At 75.4% G+C, this 18,088-nt stretch carries 15 protein-coding genes; 10 read left to right on the top strand and 5 right to left on the bottom strand.

Features of this window, described 5'->3' with window-relative positions; translation table 11 throughout:
• Positions 1-27: 27 nt before the first annotated feature.
• The 5 genes from MF672_RS40085 (at position 28) to MF672_RS51620 (ending at position 6,907) form a co-directional block, all read left to right on the top strand.
• Complete coding sequence (locus MF672_RS40085; RefSeq protein ID WP_242374842.1) at positions 28-1,050, top strand: GNAT family N-acetyltransferase; 1,023 nt, start codon at positions 28-30, stop codon at positions 1,048-1,050.
• Positions 1,051-1,092: 42 nt separating this feature from the next.
• Positions 1,093-3,471, top strand: a complete 2,379-nt coding sequence (locus MF672_RS40080) for a glycoside hydrolase family 6 protein (protein WP_247815666.1) — start codon at positions 1,093-1,095, stop codon at positions 3,469-3,471.
• Between the two features lie 125 nt (positions 3,472-3,596).
• Positions 3,597-4,922 (top strand): MFS transporter, encoded by a 1,326-nt coding sequence (locus tag MF672_RS40075; RefSeq protein WP_242382782.1) that lies wholly within the window; start codon positions 3,597-3,599, stop codon positions 4,920-4,922.
• 9 nt (positions 4,923-4,931) lie between these two features.
• A complete protein-coding gene (locus MF672_RS40070; protein ID WP_242382781.1) occupies positions 4,932-5,597 on the top strand; it encodes a response regulator transcription factor in 666 nt (221 codons plus the stop codon).
• Positions 5,594-6,907, top strand: a complete 1,314-nt coding sequence (locus tag MF672_RS51620; protein ID WP_302893359.1) for a sensor histidine kinase — start codon at positions 5,594-5,596, stop codon at positions 6,905-6,907. Before MF672_RS40070 ends, MF672_RS51620 begins: the two co-directional genes overlap by 4 nt.
• Here MF672_RS51620 and MF672_RS40055 read toward each other — a convergent pair.
• Positions 6,882-7,604 carry a TetR/AcrR family transcriptional regulator gene (locus MF672_RS40055; protein ID WP_242382779.1) on the bottom strand — a complete coding sequence of 241 codons (723 nt, stop codon included), beginning with the start codon at positions 7,602-7,604 and terminating at the stop codon, positions 6,882-6,884. The two genes, MF672_RS51620 and MF672_RS40055, sit on opposite strands and share 26 nt — an antisense overlap.
• An 86-nt stretch (positions 7,605-7,690) precedes the next feature.
• On the opposite strand from MF672_RS40055, the gene MF672_RS40050 reads away from it, so the two are divergent.
• Positions 7,691-8,338, top strand: a complete 648-nt coding sequence (locus MF672_RS40050) for a dihydrofolate reductase family protein (RefSeq protein WP_242382777.1) — start codon at positions 7,691-7,693, stop codon at positions 8,336-8,338.
• Positions 8,339-8,343: 5 nt separating this feature from the next.
• Positions 8,344-8,895 carry a cysteine dioxygenase family protein gene (locus MF672_RS40045; RefSeq protein WP_242382776.1) on the top strand — a complete coding sequence of 184 codons (552 nt, stop codon included), beginning with the start codon at positions 8,344-8,346 and terminating at the stop codon, positions 8,893-8,895.
• Here the strand turns inward: MF672_RS40045 and MF672_RS40040 are convergent.
• Entirely contained in the window at positions 8,886-9,794 is a 909-nt protein-coding gene (locus MF672_RS40040) for a TAXI family TRAP transporter solute-binding subunit (protein ID WP_242382775.1), read from the bottom strand. The genes MF672_RS40045 and MF672_RS40040 overlap by 10 nt on opposite strands.
• A 26-nt stretch (positions 9,795-9,820) precedes the next feature.
• Here MF672_RS40040 and MF672_RS40035 point away from each other — a divergent pair, with 26 nt between their 5' ends.
• On the top strand, positions 9,821-10,561 hold the full coding sequence (locus MF672_RS40035) for a Mut7-C RNAse domain-containing protein (protein WP_242382774.1): 741 nt from the start codon (positions 9,821-9,823) through the stop codon (positions 10,559-10,561).
• Here MF672_RS40035 and MF672_RS40030 read toward each other — a convergent pair.
• Both MF672_RS40030 and MF672_RS40025 read right to left on the bottom strand, forming a co-directional pair.
• Positions 10,521-10,733, bottom strand: coding sequence for a DUF397 domain-containing protein (locus MF672_RS40030; protein WP_242382772.1), 213 nt, complete (start codon positions 10,731-10,733; stop codon positions 10,521-10,523). The genes MF672_RS40035 and MF672_RS40030 overlap by 41 nt on opposite strands.
• Positions 10,724-11,503 (bottom strand): helix-turn-helix domain-containing protein, encoded by a 780-nt coding sequence (locus MF672_RS40025; RefSeq protein ID WP_242382770.1) that lies wholly within the window; start codon positions 11,501-11,503, stop codon positions 10,724-10,726. The genes MF672_RS40030 and MF672_RS40025 overlap by 10 nt, the downstream gene beginning before the upstream one ends.
• 82 nt (positions 11,504-11,585) lie before the next feature.
• On the opposite strand from MF672_RS40025, the gene MF672_RS40020 reads away from it, so the two are divergent.
• Positions 11,586-11,933, top strand: coding sequence for an ATP-binding protein (locus tag MF672_RS40020; RefSeq protein WP_247815665.1), 348 nt, complete (start codon positions 11,586-11,588; stop codon positions 11,931-11,933).
• 40 nt (positions 11,934-11,973) lie between these two features.
• On the opposite strand, the gene MF672_RS40015 is transcribed toward MF672_RS40020, so the two are convergent.
• Positions 11,974-15,396 carry a WD40 repeat domain-containing serine/threonine protein kinase gene (locus MF672_RS40015; protein ID WP_247815664.1) on the bottom strand — a complete coding sequence of 1,141 codons (3,423 nt, stop codon included), beginning with the start codon at positions 15,394-15,396 and terminating at the stop codon, positions 11,974-11,976.
• A 79-nt stretch (positions 15,397-15,475) separates the two neighbouring features.
• On the opposite strand from MF672_RS40015, the gene MF672_RS40010 reads away from it, so the two are divergent.
• Positions 15,476-18,049, top strand: a complete 2,574-nt coding sequence (locus MF672_RS40010) for an AfsR/SARP family transcriptional regulator (RefSeq protein ID WP_242377670.1) — start codon at positions 15,476-15,478, stop codon at positions 18,047-18,049.
• Positions 18,050-18,088: the final 39 nt, after the last annotated feature.

Raw genomic sequence — 18,088 nt, 5'->3', positions numbered from 1 at the left:
CCGTCGCGGGTGCGCTTTGCTGGTCGGATGAGCATCCAGCCCATCCCCCTCGGCCAGGACGAGAGCCTGGTCGCGGACCTGCACGACGCGTACGTGGCGGCCAACGCCCACGATCCGGGCCCCCTCATGGCGCTGCCCCGCTTCCGGCAGAGCTTCGGCGTCGAGCGGCCGGACCAGCGGGTGGAGCTGTGGGCGGTGACGGAAGGCGGCGGGCAGGGGCACGGCCAGGGCGGCGGGCAGAGCGGCGGGCAGGACGGCAAGGTGGCGGGCGGCTACGGGCTGGGCCTGCCGCTCCTCGACAACACCCAGGCGGCGGTGCTGTACCCGCTGGTGGTGCGGCCGGAGCGGCGCGGGCGCGGGCTGGGCGGCGAGCTGTTCGCGCACGCCGTGGGGCGGGCCCGGGCGCACGGCAGGCGGCTGCTGTTCACCGAGACGCCCAGCACGGGCGTCGGCGCGCGGTTCGCGCGGGCGCACGGCATGACGACCTCGGTCAGCGAGGCCCGCCGCACGCTCGACCTGCGCACGGCCGACTGGGCGGCGCTGGAGGCCATGGTGCCGCGGGTGCCGGGTTACTCGCTGGAGCAGTGGGTGGGGCCGGCCGGCCCGGAGTGGCTGGACGACCTGGTCACGCTGCTCGACGGCATGAACGACGCCCCGCGCGACGCCGCCGTGGAGGCCAGCGCGTACACGCCCGAGCGGGTCCGCGAGCGCGAGCTGAGCGTCGCCGCGGGCGGCCAGACCTGCTACACCACGATCGCGCGCCGCGACGCCGACGGCGCGCCCGCCGCCTACACGCGGATCTTCCTGCGCGCCGACCGCGCCGACGGCTGGGGCGGCCAGGCGGACACGGCGGTGCTGCGCGAGCACCGGGGCCACCGCCTGGGGCTGCTCGTCAAGCTCGCCAACCTGCTGTGGCTGCGCGAGCGCGAGCCGCATCTCGAACGCGTCATCACCTGGAACGCCACCTCCAACGCCCACATGCTGGCCATCAACGAGGCGATGGGGTTCCGGCTGCTGGACGAGTGGCACACCTGGCGTCTGGAGCTGTGACCCCCTCCCGTGGTCCTGACAGGGAGGTTAACCTGACGGTTTATGACCTTGGAGGCGTTGCGCGACGGGGATCCGCGCCAGGCCGGGCCGTACGCGCTGCTGGGCCGGCTGGGCGAGGGCGGCATGGGGACCGTCTACCTGGGCCAGGGGCCGGACGGCACCCGGGTGGCGGTCAAGCTGATCCACGCCAGGATGAGCGCCGACCCCGGCTTCCGCCGCCGCTTCGCCCGTGAGGTGGCGGCCGCGCGGCGGGTCGCCCGCTTCTGCACCGCGCCCGTCCTGGACGCGGACGTGGAGGGCGAGACGGCCTACCTGGTCACCGAGTACGTCGAGGGGCCGAGCCTCGGGGAGGCCGTGCGGGCGTCCGGGCCGCTGCGCGGGTCCGCGCTGGACGGGCTGGCCGCGGCGGTGGCGGTGGCGTTACGGGCCATCCACGGGGCGGGCGTGGTGCACCGCGACCTCAAGCCGTCCAACGTGCTGCTCTCGCAGGTGGGGCCCAAGGTCATCGACTTCGGCATCGCGCGCTTCGCCGGGACGGAGATGAGCAGCGCGATCGTGGGGACGCCGGCGTACATGTCGCCGGAGCAGGTGTCGGGGTCGCGGGTGGGGCCGCCGTCGGACATCTTCTCGTGGGGGTGCACGGTGGCGTTCGCGGCGGGGGGCGGGTCGCCGTTCGGGACGGGGTCGGTGCCGACGGTCCTGCTGCGGATCGTCAACGGGCCGCCGGACCTGCGCGGGCTGCCGGGGCCGCTGCGCGAGCTGGTGGAGGCGGCGCTCACCAAGAACCCGGCGCACCGGCCGACGGCGCAGGAGCTGCTGGACCGGCTGAGCGCCGCCAACCCGTCGGCCCTGCCACCGGGCGTCCCCCCGCCGGCCGCCCCCACGCCCGCCACCCCGTCCACCCAGCCCGAGCGGGCCGACGTGGGCACGCGGGGCCTCACCCCGTCCACACCAGCCACTCCCTCCACGCCCGCCGCCTCCTCCTCTATGCCCTCCACTCCTGCCATGCCGACGGGAGCGGCGGGTGGCGAGCAAGCGGGGGCGGCGAGTGGCCGCCAGGCGGGGGCGCCCGGTGGCGGGCAGGCAGGAGGGACCGAGCCGGGGGCGGCGGGCTCCGGGCCCGGCCGTCCGGGCGCGTCGCCCGCCGTCGCGGCGGGCGACGGTGGGGACGGGAGCCGGCGGCGGAAAAGGGTCCTGGCCGGGGCGGCGGCCGTCGTGGTGGCGGCGGCCGGGGTGTCGGCGGCGCTGGTGTGGCAGGGCGCGGGCTCCCCCGACGCCTCCCCGGCCCCGCGCCAGACGGCCGGCACGACGGCCGGGGCGACGGCCGGGGCGACGGGCGGGGCGACGGGCGGCACGACGGCCGGGGCGACCCGGGCGGCCACCCGCTCGTCCGGGCAGGCGTCCGCGCCGGGCAACCCGCTGCGCGCCGGCGGCCCGGTCGCCTTCTACTCCCCCGACGAGCCCGGCGCCGCCAAGCAGGCCGAGCTGTGGCGCGCCGACCGCCCGGAGGACGCCGCCCTCATGGACAAGCTGGCCAAGGTCCCGCACGCCATCCGGCTCGGCGCCCCGGAGGTCCGCGACAAGGTGGCCGCGGCCGTGGAGAACGCCGCGCGCGGGAGCGCCGTCCCCGTCTTCCTGATCAACCGCATGCCGGGCAGCGACTGCCGTTCCGCGTCCGTCGCCGAGCTGGAGACGTACCAGAGCTGGATCAAGGGCATCGCGGGCCAGATCGGCGAGGCGCCGGCCGTGGTCGTCCTGGAGCCCGGCAGCCTGGTCAAGCTGCCGGGCACGAAGGACTGCGACCCCCAGGGCTCCGCCGAGCGGCGCTACCAGGACGTCCGCGCGGCCGCCCGGAGCCTGAAGGCGAACCCGCGCACCGCCGTCTACCTCGACGGCGGCCAGGGCCTCTACCCTCCGACCGACCTCATGGCCGAGCGGCTGCTGAAGGCGGGCGTGGACGAGGCCGACGGCTTCTTCCTCAACACCGCCGCCTATCAGCGCACGGAGAAGGCGGTCGCGTCCGGGAAGCAGCTCTCGGCGTGCGTCGCCCTCCGCCGGGCCGGCCGTGCCGCCTGCCCGCCCGACGCCACGGTGAAACCGGCCGAGCTGCCGCACTTCGTCCTCGACACCGCGCGCAACGGCCAGGGCTCCTGGTCCCCGGCCCGGCACTACGCCGACCCGCAGACCTGGTGCAACCCGCCCGGCAGGGGCGTCGGCGACCGTCCGACGACCGAGACCGGCGACGAGCTGGTGGACGCCTATCTGTGGATCGCCCGTCCGGGCAGCTCCGACGGCCGGTGCCGGCGCGGCACGACCGGCGAGAAGGACCCTGAGCGGGGCGTCGTCGCGCCGGAGGCAGGCCAGTGGTGGGCCGACCTCGCCCTGGAACGGGCGAAGAACGCCAACCCCCCGTTGCGGTGATATTTCCTCCGTAAGGCGGCGATGTTAAGCGGACGTTAGATCTCGGGCCGCCTCCCTTGTCCGAACATCCTTCTGGGGTGAGGCTCTGACCTGCAAGCACTCCCCCGGCCCCAGGAGGTACCCCAGTGAGCCCCGACGTCAGCAGGGCCCGCGTGCCGTGGAAGGCGGTGGCCGGCGGCTCCGTCGGCAACCTGGTCGAGTGGTACGACTGGTTCGTCTACAGCAGCTTCGCCGTCTACTTCGCCGCGGCGTTCTTCCCTGACGGCGACGACACGGCCAAGCTGCTCAACACCGCCGCCATCTTCGCCGTCGGCTTCTTCATGCGCCCGCTCGGCGGCTGGCTGCTCGGCCGCTACGCCGACCGCAAGGGCCGCAAGGCGGCGCTGACGCTCACCGTGACGCTGATGTCGGCCAGCGCGCTGCTGATCGCGATCGCGCCCACGTACGAGTCGGTCGGCTACTTCGGCGCGCTGGTGCTGGTCGTGGCCCGCCTGCTCCAGGGCCTGTCGGTGGGCGGCGAGTACGCGGCCAGCGCCACGTACCTCACCGAGGCGACCCCGCGCGGCCGCCGCGGCCTGGCCTCCAGCTTCCAGTACGTGTCGATGACCGCCGGCCAGCTCGTCGGCCTCGGCCTGCAGATCATCCTGCAGAACACGATGACCAAGGAGGCGCTGAGCTCCTACGGCTGGCGCATCCCGTTCGTGGTCGGCGCGGTGGCCGCCGCCGTCGTGTTCTACCTGCGCCGCAGCCTGCTGGAGACCGAGGCGTACGACGAGGAGGAGCGCGCCGACGGGACCGAGGGCCGGGGCACGATCCGCGGCCTGCTGGCGCACAAGAAGGAGGCGCTGCTGGTGATCGCCCTGACCATGGGCGGCACGGTGGCGTACTACACGTACACGACGTACCTCACCAAGTACCTGTCGAACACCGCGGGCCTGCCGAAGGAGACGGCCACGCTGGTGAGCTTCTGCGCGCTGTTCGTCTTCATGTGCCTGCAGCCGCTCGCCGGGGCGCTGTCGGACCGGATCGGGCGGCGGCCGCTGCTGATCACGTTCGGGATCGGGTCGATGCTCGGGACGGTGCCGCTGATGACGGCGCTCGGCGGGGCGAGCGGGTTCGGGGGCGCGCTGGTCCTGTCGCTGACCGGGCTGGTCATCGTGACCGGCTACACCTCGATCAACGCGGTGGTGAAGGCCGAACTGTTCCCCACGGGGGTGCGGGCGCTCGGCGTGGCGCTGCCGTACGCGATCGCGAACGCGCTGTTCGGCGGCACCGCCGAGTACGTGGCGCTGTGGTTCAAGGACGCGGGCGTCGAGTCCGGCTTCTTCTGGTACGTCTCCGGCTGCGCCGCGGTCTCGCTCCTCGTGTACCTGTTCATGCGCGAGACCAGGGACGCCGCCCTGTCCCGGGCCGAGCGGCAGGCGGCGGAGGCCGTGCCGGAACGCGTCTAACCTGGCAGCATGCGAGTTCTGCTGGTCGAGGACGACGATCGGCTCGCCGCCGCGCTGACCACCGCCCTCGCCCGGCACGGCCACCAGGTCACCCGGGCGGGGCTCGCCGTCGACGCCCTCCGTTTGGCGGGGGGCGCCGACTTCGTCCTGCTCGACCTGGGCCTGCCCGACATGGACGGCCTCGACGTGCTGCGCCGCCTGCGCCGGGTGTCGGCGGTGCCGCTGATCGTGGTGACCGCCCGCACCGAGGAGCGCGAGGTGCTGCGCGGCCTGCGGTCGGGGGCCGACGACTACCTCGTCAAGCCGTTCCGGACGGCCGAGCTGATAGCCCGCATGGAGGCGGTGGTGCGGCGCGGCACCCGTCCCCGGCCGCGCCGCGACGACGTGGTGCGGGTCGGCGACGTGCGCATCGACCTGGAGACCCGGCAGGTCACGGTGGCCGGGGAGCCGGTGGTGCTGACCCGGCGCGAGTTCGACGTGCTGGCGGTGCTGGCCAGGGAGCCGGGCGTGGTGCGCAGCCGCGAGGAGATCCTGGACGAGGTCTGGGGCGACCCGCTGCTGTCGGCGTCGCGGTCGCTGGACGTGCACGTGGCCGGGCTGCGCGCCAAGACCGGCCGGCCCGGGCTGGTGGAGACCCTGCGGGGCACGGGCTACCGGCTGGGCTCGGCGGCGTGAACGCGCGCCTGGTGGTCACGTTCACGGCGCTGATCGCGACCCTGATCACGGCGCTGGCCGTGCCGCTCGGCTGGGCGTACTCCTCGCACCGCACCAACCGGCTGCTCCTCGACCGCCGCGCCGACGCCACCCGCTTCGCGGAGCTGGCCGACCAGGCGGCGCGCGAGGGCGACTACGCGGGCCTGGTCGAGGAGGTGCGCCGGTACGCCGACCTGTACGGGGCGGCGGTCCGGGTCCGCGACCGGGACGGCTCGGTGCGGGTGGCGGCGGGCTCCTTCGCGGGCGACGACCGCGACGCCACCCGCCTGGCGTTGTCCGGCCGCACCACCGAGGAGCTGCCGGCGCTGACGCCGTTCGGCCCGTCCCGGGTGCTGCTGGCCGAGCCGGCCGGCCGCGACGCGCAGCTCTCGGGCGTGGTGCTGCTCCAGGCCCCGACCGACCGGGCCCGGCTGGACGTGTCGCTGGTGTGGGGCGCGCTGGCGCTCGGCGCGCTGGCCGCGCTCGGGCTCGGCGCGGTGCTGGCCCGGCGGCTGGCCCGCTGGATCCTGCGCCCGGTCACCGAGCTGGACCGCACCACCCGGGCGATCGCGGGCGGCCGCCTGGACGCGCGGGCGCATCCGGGGGCGGGGCCGTCGGAGCTGCGGCGGCTGGAGGAGCGCTTCAACGCGATGGCCGACGCCGTGGCGGGCGCGATGGAGCGGCAGCGGGCCTTCGTCGCGGACGCCTCGCACGAGCTGCGCACCCCGCTGACCGTGCTCGGGCTACGGCTGGAGAACCTGGAGCCGCACCTGCGCGCCGAGGGCGGCCCCGAGTACGAGGAGGCGCTGGCCGAGCTGGACCGGCTGGCGCTGCTGGTGGAGGACCTGCTGGCGCTGGCCAAGGTGGAGGCGGGGGCCGGGCTGGAGTCCCGTCCGGTGGCGCTGGGGCCGCGGCTGGCGGTGTGGCGCGAGGTGTACGCCGCCAAGGGCCTGCGCCTGGTCGCCCCCGGGGACGGCGAGGTGCCGGAGGCGGCGGCCAGGATCGCCGACATCGCCCTGGACAACGCCCAGAAGTTCGTCCCGCCGGGCGGCACGGTGACGGTCACGCTGGCGGACGGCGTGCTGCGGGTCACCGACGACGGGCCGGGGCTGAGCGAGGAGGAGCGGGCCGAGGCGCTGGGCCGCTTCTGGCGGTCGGGCACGCACGCGAACGTGCCGGGCAGCGGCCTCGGCCTGGCCATCGCCGCCGAGCTGGCCCGCGCCTGCGGCGCCGGCCTCGCGCTGCGGCCGGCCGACCCGCACGGCCTCACGGTCGAGCTGCGTCTTCCGTAGCGCGCCGGGCGATGGCCTGTTCGAGGCCGTCGAGGATGACGCGCAGGCCGAAGTCCCCGACGGTGCCGGCCGGGGTCGTGGCGTGGTTGCCGGCGAGCAGCGGGAACCGGTCGGCGTTGCGCAGGAGCAGGTCGCGCATGATCGGCGCGGCGGCGCCGTCCGTCCAGGTCTGGGTGCCGGGGGTGGCGGCCGCGTGGGTGGCGCGGACGTGGTTGGACACCAGCGTGATCACGTCCAGGCGTTCGCGCTCGGTCAGCGGCGTGCCGGCCAGGGCGCCGAGGGCGCTCTCCGGCCAGGCGGTCTCGCGCGGGCCCATCACCCGGTCGCCGGTGGTGACCGACGGCAGCCAGGGGTGCCGCCGCCAGACGGCGGAGAGCTGCCGGGCGTACTCCTCCAGCTCGGCCCGCCAGCCGGTCACGCCGCTCAGGTCGGGGGGCGCGCCGACCGCGGCCTCGATCATGACGGCGACCAGCTCGGCCTTGTCGTTGACGTAGCGGTACAAGGCCATCTTGGTGAAGCCGAGCTCGGCGGCCACGCGCTGCATGGAGACCGCCTCCAGCCCGTCGGCGTCGGCGACCGCGACGGCGGCGCGGGCGATCCGGTCGACGTCGAAGGCGGGCCTGGGGCCTCTGCTGGACGGTTTGCGCAGGCCCCACAGCAGGTCGGCCATCGCCTTCTGGCTCCCGTTGACCGGCATCGCCGTTCTCCCTCTTGTCTTCCCGGATAACCGTCTCTATCGTACACAGTATCTCAGGGACACAGTTCAGCGGGAGGACACCGATCATGAGCAGGCTGCGCGTGCACAACTTCGCGATCTCGCTGGACGGCTTCGGCACCGGCGAGGGCCAGGCCCCCGGCCGCCCGTTCGGGCACGCCGGCGAGCGGCTGCACGAATGGATGTTCGCCACCCACTACTGGTACGCCATGGGCGGCGGCGAGGGCGGCGGCACCGGCGCCGACGACGCGTTCGCCACCATGCACGGCCAGGGCATCGGCGCCGAGATCATGGGCGCCGGCAAGTTCGGGCCGCCCGGCTGGCAGGACGACCCCGGCTACCGGGGCGCGTGGGGCCCCAACCCGCCGTTCCACTCGCCGGTCTTCGTCCTCACCCACCGGCCGCGCCCCTCGATCGAGATGCGGGGCGGCACCACCTTCCACTTCCTCGACGCCTCCCCCGCCGACGCGCTCAAGCAGGCCCGCGACGCGGCCGGCGGCCTGGACGTGCGGCTCGGCGGCGGGCCCACCATCATCCGCGACTTCGTCGCCGAGGGCCTGGTCGACCACATGCACGTGGTCCAGGTGCCGATCCTGCTCGGGCGCGGCGTGCGGCTCTGGGACGGGCTGGAGTCGCTGGAGGAGGCGTACGACATCGAGGCGGTCTCCACGCCCAGCGGCGTCACCCACCTGACCTTCACCGCCAAGGGCCGGTGACGGCCGTGGAGACCTTCATCCGCGACGTCGACGCGCTGGTGCGGGAGGTCCACGACGAGCATGAGCTGACCGCCCGGGTCGCGGACCTGCTGGCCGGGCTGCTGGCCGGCGGCCACCGGCTGCCTCCGGAGGTCACCCGGCCCGTCGCCGGCCGGCACGTCAACTATCCCCTCCACATCGCGCCCGACGAATCCTGGTGCCTGGTGTCGGTGGTGTGGGACGCCGGCCGGCGCACCCCGGTGCACGGCCACGAGACGTGGGGCGTCGCCGGGGTGTACGCGGGCGCCGAACGGGAGACGCGCTACGTCAAGCCGGTCGAGCCGGGCCGGCCCCTGACGCCGGCCGGCGAGCAGGTGTGGCGGCGCGGGCAGGTGACCGTGTGCTGCACGACCGACGACGACGTCCACGCCGTCGAGGCCGCCGGGGACGGGCCCACCGTCGGCCTGCACGTCTACGGGGGCAACCTCGGCACGCTCAGGCGGCGAGCCTACGACCCGGACACCGGCGAGGTGAGCTGGTTCGTCTCCGGCTGGGACAGCCCCGCGGGTCAGCCGTAGACGGAGCGGTAGTAGCGGACCGCGCCCGGGTGCAGCGGCACCACGCCGGTGCCGATGGCGTAGCGGGGGTCCAGCCGCCCGCCCGGCGCGGACGGCGCCTGCAGCCGGTCGCGGGCCCGGAACACGGTGTCGAGGATCGTGTACGCCACGTCGGCCGGCAGCGACGTGCGGCACATCAGGTAGCTGGGCGTGCCGATGGTCGCCACGGGCCGGGCGGCGCCGTACGCGCCCGCGGGCACGGTGCCGTGCTCGTACACCGGGCCGAACTCGCGCCGCAGCACCGTCACCATCGCGTCCAGCGGCACCAGCCGGATCTCCCCGCCGAGTGCCTCCAGCGCGGGCGTCGGCACCCCGCCGGACCAGAAGAACGCCTCCACCTCGCCCGCCCGCAGCGCCGCGACCGACGCGTCCAGCTCCAGCCGCCGCAGCTCCGGTGGGCGCTCCAGCCGGGCCACGGACAACACGCGGGTGGCGGTCACCGCCGTCCCCGACCCCTGCGCCCCGATCGACACCCGCCGCCCGGCCAGCCCGCCGACCCCGGTGATCGCCGACCCGGCCGGCACCACCAGGTGCACGTAGTTCATGTAGACCCGGCCGAGCGCGGACACCGCCTGCCGCCGCACCCTGATCGCGTCGTCGGCGGTGTCGGCCAGCGCGAACCCGACGTCGGCCCGCCCCTCGGCCATCATCGTCAGGTTCTGCACGCTCGCCGCGGTGGGCAGCACCTTCACCCGGAGGCCGTCGCGCCGCAGCTCCGCCGCCAGCCGGTCGCCGAGCTGCCCGTACGCGCCGCCCGCCTGCCCCGTCACCAGCCGCAGCTCCGCCGCCGGCGTCCCGCCGCCCGAGCACGCCGCCGCCGCCAGGGGCAGCCCGAGCAGCGTTCGGCGGGTAATGGACATGAACTCACGCTATCCGCTGGCCCAGAATGGAGCCTGTGACCACCGCTCGCCTGCGCATCGCCCCAGAGCTGAGGATGTTCCTGCCCGTGAGCCGCCGGCGGGAGTGGCACGAGGTGACGCCCGACGGCACCTCCACCCTCGGCCACCACGTCGAGTCGGCCGGCATCCCGCTGACCGAGGTGGGCCCGCTCACCGTGGACGGCCGCCCGGTGCCCGCCTCCCACCAGCTCGCGCCCGGCGAGGTGGCGGAGGTCCCGCCCGTCCCCCGCCCCCAGCGGCTCCCCGCCGGGCCGCGCTTCCTGCTGGACGTGCACCTCGGCACCTTGGCCCGCCGCCTGCGCCTGCTCGGCATCGACACCGCCTACCACAACGACATGGACGACCCGGCGCTCGTGGTGCAGGCCAACGCCGAGCGCCGCGTCCTGCTCACCCAGGACCGCGGTCTGCTGCGCCGCCGCGCGCTCTGGCTCGGCGCGTACGTCCGCGGCTCCGACCCCGCCGACCAGCTCCGCGACCTTCTCGACCGCTTCTCCCCGCCGCTCCGCCCGTGGACCCGCTGCACGGCCTGCAACGGCGAGCTGGACCCGGTCGAGAAGCAGGAGGTCGCGCCGCTCCTTGAGTCGGGCACGAGACGCCACTACGACGCCTACGGCCGGTGCCGCGACTGCGGCCAGGTGTACTGGCGCGGCGCCCACAGCGGCCGCCTGGAGGAGATCGTGCAGACCGCTATGGCCTGGGCGGACGGCGATCGAACTCCGCGGCCTTGACCCCGGCCAGGAAGGCGTCCCATTCGGCGGGGGTGAACAACAGCTTGGGGCCGCCGGGGTCCTTGGAGTCGCGGACGGCGACGGCATCGGGCAGCTCGGCGACTTCGACGCACTCACCGCCGTTGTCGCCGGAGAAGCTGGATTTGCGCCACTGCGCCTTCGTCAGGTCCATCTTTCCTCCACCGCTTTCTTGATCAGGTCAAGAGACATGCCCTGGGGCAGAGCCTCGGTGCGGATGGCATCAAATCGCTCTATACCCAGCACCACGTCTTCTGGATCGCTTGTGGTGATGCCGCGTACGGCTGTTTCGACGTAGAGAACGTCCGTGCCATCCTCCAGCGTCGCCACGACGAACCCGCCCATCAGGCCGGAGTGAAGCTCGTGCGGCACGACCTGGAGGCTCAACCGCTCGCCCACGGCTTCCAGCAGCCGGGCCAGCTGCTCTCGCATCAGGTCGGGCGCGCCGACGGCTCGGTACAGAACGGCCTCGTCGATGACGTATCGGGCCATGGGCGGAGGAGGCTCTTCACGGCTGAGGATCGCCTGCCGCTTCATGCGGCCTTCGACTGCCGCCTCGTCGCCGCGCAGCAACGCGCGGGCGTACCGCTCGGTCTGCAACAGGCCCGGGATCAACAGTGGCTGATACGTCCGCAACCCCACGGCCACCTGCTCCTTCTCGTGCCATCGGCCGAACCAGGACGGGAACACTTGCCCCTTCCGCCAGTCGAGCAGCCGTCGCAGCGCGCCGCCCGTCTCTAGGAGCTTGTCGCAGGACTCGGCGAACTCGGGGCTGGCCGGGAGCTGGCCCGTCTCGACCCCGCTGATGAGCCCTTCGCTGAAGTGGATGCGTTCCGAGAGTTGCCCCTGGGTGAGGCCGGCGGTCTTGCGGTAGTGCCGGAGCTCCCGTCCCCAGATCGCCTGAGGCGCGTAGAAGTCGGTCATGTGCCCTCCCTCGCCCGCAGTTCAACGTCAGGCGCTCGCCAGGGCTCGTCTTGCGGCTTCGGACGTGCTGGGCGAGCGGTGGATGCCGCCCGATCCCCGCTGCGTCGGCTCCGTCCGGAGATTCGTCCGCGACCTGGCCGACGACTGGGGCGCCGATAGCACGACCGGTGAGACGGCCGAGCTGCTGGTCTCCGAGGTGGCCACCAACGCTCTGCCGCACGCTCCCGCCCGGATCGTCGTGATCAGGGAGGAGCGGCTGCTGACCGTGGAGGTGCACGACCGTTGCCCGGAGCCGCCCGTTCCCGGGGCCGGGAGCGTGTGGGACGACGGCGGGCGGGGGCTCGGCATCGTCGGGCTGCTGAGCCGCGACTGGGGATGGACGGCCACGCCCACGGGCAAGGCCGTCTGGTTTCAGCTCGCGGCCTGGTGAGGCGGGGCCGCCCGGCCAGGTGGAGGGCCAGGGGTCTTCATCAGGGGCACACGTCGAAGGGGGTGACGCCGGGGAGGTGGCGGGCCCATTCGCCGGGGGTGAGGGTGCGGCCGGCGCGTTCGCAGGCGGTGGCGGCCATGCGCGGCTCGGACAGGTCGTGGGTGCGCAGCGTCCCGTCCTCGGCGAGGCTGTGGAGGGTGCGGCCGTCGGCGGAGAAGCCCAGCCAGGGGGTGCCGGACGCGGTCGGGTCGCCCTGGCCGTCGAACACCACGCCCATCGGCCGCCGTGTGGCGGCGTCCCACAGGCGGACCCGTTCGCCGCCCTCGTACGTGGCGATCACGCGCCCGTCCGGCGACCAGGCGACGAGGCGGGCGTCGAGGTACGGCACCAGCGCGAACGTGGCCAGGCGGCGGGTCAGGTCGCCGGTCCACAGGGAGAGCCGGTCCGGCCCGGTGAACACCACCTGGCGGCCGTCCGGGCTGAAGGCGGACGACCCGTCGAGGCGCAGCGACTCCGGGTCGCCGGGCAGGGTGGTGAGACGCGCCGGGTCGACCAGGTGGGGGGCCGTCTCGCCCACCAGCAGGCGCCCGTCGGGACGGAAACCGAGCAGGCCGGTGGCCGGGAGGGAGGTGGCGGTGGAGGTCGCGTGGTCGAGGTCGCGCAGTTCGAGCCGGTCCTGGCTGTCGTCGTCCATGACGGACAGCGCCAGGGTGTGGCCGCCGGGCCCGAAGGCCGCCGCGTAGACCTCCGTCGCCCCCTTGGTGACGAGCCCGAACGAGGACAGGACCTGGCCCGAGCGGGCGTCCACGACGCGCACCGACTTCCCGGCGGCGGCGGCCAGGCGGGTGCCGTCCGGGCTGAAGGCCATCACCTCGTCCTCGCCCGGCCAGGTGAGCGGGGCGGCCAGGCGGCGACCCGTCGCGGCGTCCAGGAGCTCCAGCGTGCCGGGGCGTTTGACGGCGACCACCCGGGCCGACGGGTCGGGCAGGACGCGGGCGTCGCCGCCGGCGAGCGGCCGGTCGGACAGCACGGAGACGTCGATGGTCTTGACGATCCCCTCGCCGAGGACCCGCACGGTCCGCCCGTCGGGGTCGAACCGGACCTGGTCGACGGTGTGGAGCAGCTCGCGCCGCCACTCGATCCTCCTGCTGCCGCGCCCCCAGAGGGTGAGCAGGGTGTTGACGGCGTGCAGGGCGACGAAGCGGTCCCCGGGGGTGAAGGCGACCGTCTGGCCGGGGCCGCCCTCGTCGTTGAGGATCGTGTCGCCGGTGGCCAGGTCGTAGACGTGGATCTTGGGCTTGTCGTGGCGGGGCACGTCCTCGACGACGGCCAGCGTGGTGCCGTCGGCGCTGAACGCGGCCTGGACGCTGACGCCCCGGCCCGGCAGCCACGGGGCCGGCAGCCGCCGGCGGCGGGTCAGGTCCCACAGCTCGGCCTGCTCGCCGGAGCCCTCCGAGACGAACCCGTAGCGGCCGTCGGCGCTGATGGCGTCGAGGCCCGCGCCGGAGGGGGCGTCGAGCCGCCGGCGGGTGGCGAGGTCGTACCAGCGCTGGCTCGCCGCGCCCTCGGGCACGGTCAGCAGCCGGCCGGCCGGGTCGAAGTCCAGGCGGCCGAGCACTCCCGCGTACGCCTCACGGGCGAACCGGCCGCCGGCGGGGCGGCCGGTGGCGGTGTCCCACAGGCGCACCCCCTCGGGGTCCAGCGTGGCCAGCAGGCGGCCGTCGCCGGTCACGGCCAGGCGCTCCACGTCGGCGGGCAGGCCGGACAGCTCGTGGAGCGGGCGCCTGGTGGCGACGTCCCAGACGCGGGCGGTCCCGGCGTCGGCGGACGCCAGCGTGCGGCCGTCCTGGCTGAGCGCCTGCACGCTCTGGGAGTTCACGTAGGGGGCGGTGAACGCGTCGATCATGGCCTGGGAGGCCGCGTCGGCCAGCGCGCCCCGCGTCTCCGGCAGCGCCGGGTCGAGCCGCCAGGCGGCCACGGACAGCAGCCGCGCGAGGACCGGCTCCAGCTCCCGCAGACCGTCCGCGCGCAACGCCAGCTCCCTGGCCAGGGCGTCGTCGCGCTGGCGGCCGGTCTCCCTGCGCAGGTACTCGGCGGCGCCGAGCCCGCCCAGCGCGGCCACCAGCAGCACGGCCAGCGCGGCGGCGACCAGGTTGCGCCTCCTGCCACGCCGGCGGGCCTGGCGGGCGGCGGCGTCGAGGAAGTCGCGCTCGCGCCGCGCCAGCGTGAGGTCCTTGCGCTCGGCGGCGGCCCACTGCAGCGTGCGGTCCAGGACGGCGCCCTGCGGCAGGTCGGCGGGTCTCCTGCCGTGGCGGTCCCACTCGGCGGCGGCCTCGGCCAGGCGACGGTGGACGGGCAGGCCGTCGCGGTTGGCCGCCGCCCAGTCGCGCAGCCGGGGCCACGCCTGGACCAGGCCGGGGGCGGCCAGCTCGTAGCCGTCCCCGCGCCGCGTCAGCAGGCCCGCCGCGGTGAACACCGCCAGCAGGCCGGCCACGTCCGCGCTCTCCGGCAGCTCGTCGCGCCGCACCGGGCGCAGGGTGTCGCCGTCCAGCATGCGCAGGAAGACCTCGGGCGCGCTCGCCCGCTCCGGCTCGCTCAGCTCGGCGTACAGCTCCTCGGCGACCGTGCCCAGGGCGGGCGCGCCGTCGCCGCTGAGCGATCCGGCCAGGGCGCCGCCCTGGGCGAGCGGATCGCCGGAGGGGGCGTCGCCGAGGAGGCGGAGCAGGAGGTCGCGGGCGGCGGGCCGGGCGGCCGGGTCGGCGGCGAGGGCGGCGGCGACGAGCGGCGCGAGCCCGTCCGGCAGCTCGTCGCGCAGCTCGCCGGGGCCCGGCGCGAACCCCAGCACCCTCCCGGCGACCGCCATCGGCTCGCCCGCCTCGATCGCGTCGCGCCCCCGCGCCGCGAACAGCACGACCATCGCCCACGCCCACACGTCGGCCGCCGGGGTGGCGGCGTGCCCGGTCAGCACCTCGGGCGCCATGTACGCGGGCGTGCCCAGGGCGGGCCCGGTAGTGGTGGGGCCGGCCTCCCGCGCCACCCCGAAGTCGATCACTCGGGGTCCGTCGGGGCTGAGGATGATGTTGTCCGGCTTGAGGTCGCGGTGCACGACGCCGGCCTGGTGGATGGCGGTCAGCGCGGTCGCCACGCCGATCGCCAGCCGGCGCAGCGCGCCCGCGTCGTACGGCCCCGCCCCCGCGACGACCTGCCGCAGGCTGGGGCCGGGCACGTACTCGCTGACGATGAACAACGGCGCCGCGTCCACCTGCGCCTCGATCACCCTGGCCGTGCAGAACGAGGCGACCCGCCGCGCGGCGGCGGCCTCCCTGGCGAGCCTGGCCCGCGCCTCGGGCCCGTCGAACCTCGGCACCTTGACGGCGACCCGCTCGCCTTCCTCGCCGTACGCCTCGTACACCACGCCCTGGCCGCCGGCGCCCAGACGGCCGGCGAGCCAGTAGCGCCCCAACCTGTGGGGGTCAGAGGGAGTGAGCGGAGCCATCAAGTGTGCCATTCTGATCGAGATCCCCCCTCCGAAGGAAGGCCGAGTGGAATTTCGCATCATGGGGCCGCTCGACGTGCGCGACGGCGACCACGTGCGCACGCCGACCACCCCCAAGCACCGCGACCTGCTGGCGATGTTCCTGCTGAACGCGGGCCGCCCGCTGACCGTGGAACGGCTGCGCCGGCTGCTGTGGCCGCGCGAGGGCGGCGACCGCTCCGACTCCCTGGTCCGCGGGTACGTGGGCCAGCTCCGCCAGCTCCTCGGCAAGGACGTGATCACCACCGTGTCGGGCGCGTACGTGCTGGCGATCGGCGACGAGCAGGTGGACGTGGACCGCTTCCGCCTGCTGGTGGACCGGGGCGCGTACGAGGAGGCGCTGGCGCTGTGGCGCGGCCCCGTCCTGGAGGACGTGGACCCCGACGGCGAGCGCTGGGTGGAGACCCGGCGACTGCGCGAGGAGCTGGAGGAGCTGCGGCTGCTCGCGCTGGAGCGCCGGGTGCAGGCCGATCTGGAGGCGGGCCGGCACCGCGAGCTGCTGGCCGAGCTGAAGCGGCTCACCAAGCAGCATCCGCTCTGGCAGCGGTTCCGCGGCCAGTACATGCTGGCGCTCTACCGCAGCGGGCGGCGGGTGGAGGCGCTGGCCGCGTACGCGGTGCTGCGCGACCAGCTCGACGGCGGCCACGCCATCGAGCCGGACCCGGAGCTGCAGCTCCTCTACCACCGCATGTTGCACGACGACGTGTCGCTGCACGTGTCGGCGGGCCCGCCGGTGCTGCTGCCGCCCGACATCCAGGCCTTCACCGGCCGCGCCGACCTGCTCGACCGGGTGATCGGCGGCCAGGTCGTGGTGCACGGCCAGGCGGGGGCGGGCAAGTCGGCGCTGGCGGTGCACGCGGCCTGGCGGGCGCGCGCGTCGTTCCCCGACGGCATCCTGTACGCCGACCTGCGCGAGACCACGGCCCCCGCCGCCGTGCTGGAGGACTTCCTGCGCTGGCTCGGCTGCCCGGCGCAGGCCATCCCGGCGGGGCTGGAGCAGCGCGGCCGGCTGTTCCGCACCTACACGGCCAACCGGGGCCTGCTGGTGCTGCTGGACAACGCCGCCGACGAGGCCCAGGTGCGCCCGCTGCTGACGTCCTGCCCGACGGTCGTGACCAGCCGCTCGTCGCTGGGCGGCCTGACCGGCGCGACCCGGCTGTCGGTGGGCGTGCTGGGCGCGGAGGAGTCGCTGGAGCTGCTGACCACCAGCTCGGGCCGGCCCGCCGACGACGCGCTGCGCCGGCTGGCCCGCTTCTGCGGCGGCCTGCCGATCGCGCTGCGCATCGCCGGCTCCCGCCTGGCCGCCCGGCCGAGCTGGACCGCCGACTACCTGGTGGGGCTGCTGGAGGACGAGCACAAGCGGCTCGACGGGCTGCACGCGGGCGACCAGACGGTGCGCAGCGTGTTCGCCATCGGCTACGATGGCCTGCCCGAGCCGGCCAAGCTGACGCTGCGCGGCCTCGGCGCGCTGTCGGCCCCCGACTTCGCCGACTGGCTCACCGACCAGCTCGGCGGCGGGGCCGAGGCGCTGGTCGACGCGGGGCTGCTGGAGACGCACGGCGTGGACGTGGCGGGCCAGGTCCGCTACCGGCTGCACGACCTGACCCGGCTGTTCGCCCGCGAGCAGCCGCTGCCCGGCGTGCTGGCGAAGGTGTCGGCGCTGGCGCTGGCCCGGGTGCAGGCCTCACGCTTCTCGCTGGTGTCCGGCGACCCGGCGACGACGGTCGCCACCAGGGACATCAGGGAGTCGGTGGAGTGGCTGGAGGCCGAGCGGCCCTTCCTGGTGAGCCTGGTGGCCGACCTGCACGAGGCGGGGCTCGACGAGCCGTGCTGGCGGCTGGCGCACCTGCTGTCGCCCTTCCTGGAGCGCCACCGCTACCTCGACGACTGGCGGGCGGTGAGCGGGCGGGCGCTGGAGTCCGCCCGGCGGGCCGGCGACGACCGGGGCGAGGCGCTGATCCTGCTCGACCAGGGCGACCTGCGCCTGGCCGAGCGCGAGTGGGACCTCGCCCACGAGCGGCTGCGGCTGGCGCTCGGCATGTTCCTGCGGCAGGGCCGCACCCGGGAGGTCAACCACACCAGGCGCCGCCTCGGCCGGGTGCATCTGGAGCGCGGCCGGCTGGAGGAGGCCGAGCGGGCGCTGCTGGCCTGCCTGGAGGCGGCCGGCAACCAGCGCGACGCCGCCGACGCCGAGCGGGTGCTCGGCGCGGTGCTGCGCCGGGCGGGCCGGCTGGAGGAGGCCGCCGCCCGCCTGCTGGACGCCGTGGAGCGCCTGACCGAGCTGGGCGACCGGCACCGGCAGGCCGACACGCTCCTCGACCTGTCGGCGGTGCGCCTGGCGCAGGGCGCCAAGGCCGAGGCCAGGGCGGCCGCCGAGCGGGCCAGGGGCATCGCGGTGCGCCTCGGCGACCGGCTGCTCGACGCGCACGCCTTGCTGGCCCTGGCCAGGGTGGGCCGGGCGGAGGGCGCGCCGGGCCGCGCGGGCGAGCTGGCCAGGGCGGCGCTGGAGGTCTTCGAGCAGACCGGCGACGGCCAGGGCGCGGCGAACGCCCGCAGCCTGCTGGCGCTGCTGGGAGGCTGATCCCACTCATTCTCCAGTGAGCGACAAGAGCCGCCGCGC

It is taken from the genome of Actinomadura luzonensis (assembly GCF_022664455.2).
In the GTDB taxonomy this organism is placed as follows: domain Bacteria; phylum Actinomycetota; class Actinomycetes; order Streptosporangiales; family Streptosporangiaceae; genus Nonomuraea; species Nonomuraea luzonensis.
This window is presented reverse-complemented; position numbering and strand designations above follow the sequence as displayed.

Excerpts from the sequence above, each read along its gene's own strand:
- MF672_RS40055 (WP_242382779.1), bottom strand. The coding sequence starts at position 7,604 with ATGCCGGTCAACGGGAGCCAGAAGGCGATGGCCGACCTGCTGTGGGGC.
- MF672_RS40070 (WP_242382781.1), top strand. The coding sequence starts at position 4,932 with ATGCGAGTTCTGCTGGTCGAGGACGACGATCGGCTCGCCGCCGCGCTG.
- MF672_RS40050 (WP_242382777.1), top strand. The coding sequence starts at position 7,691 with ATGAGCAGGCTGCGCGTGCACAACTTCGCGATCTCGCTGGACGGCTTC.
- MF672_RS40080 (WP_247815666.1), top strand. The coding sequence starts at position 1,093 with ATGACCTTGGAGGCGTTGCGCGACGGGGATCCGCGCCAGGCCGGGCCG.
- MF672_RS40035 (WP_242382774.1), top strand. The coding sequence starts at position 9,821 with ATGGAGCCTGTGACCACCGCTCGCCTGCGCATCGCCCCAGAGCTGAGG.
- MF672_RS40025 (WP_242382770.1), bottom strand. The coding sequence starts at position 11,503 with ATGACCGACTTCTACGCGCCTCAGGCGATCTGGGGACGGGAGCTCCGG.
- MF672_RS40085 (WP_242374842.1), top strand. The coding sequence starts at position 28 with ATGAGCATCCAGCCCATCCCCCTCGGCCAGGACGAGAGCCTGGTCGCG.
- MF672_RS40020 (WP_247815665.1), top strand. The coding sequence starts at position 11,586 with ATGCCGCCCGATCCCCGCTGCGTCGGCTCCGTCCGGAGATTCGTCCGC.
- MF672_RS40030 (WP_242382772.1), bottom strand. The coding sequence starts at position 10,733 with ATGGACCTGACGAAGGCGCAGTGGCGCAAATCCAGCTTCTCCGGCGAC.
- MF672_RS40040 (WP_242382775.1), bottom strand. The coding sequence starts at position 9,794 with ATGTCCATTACCCGCCGAACGCTGCTCGGGCTGCCCCTGGCGGCGGCG.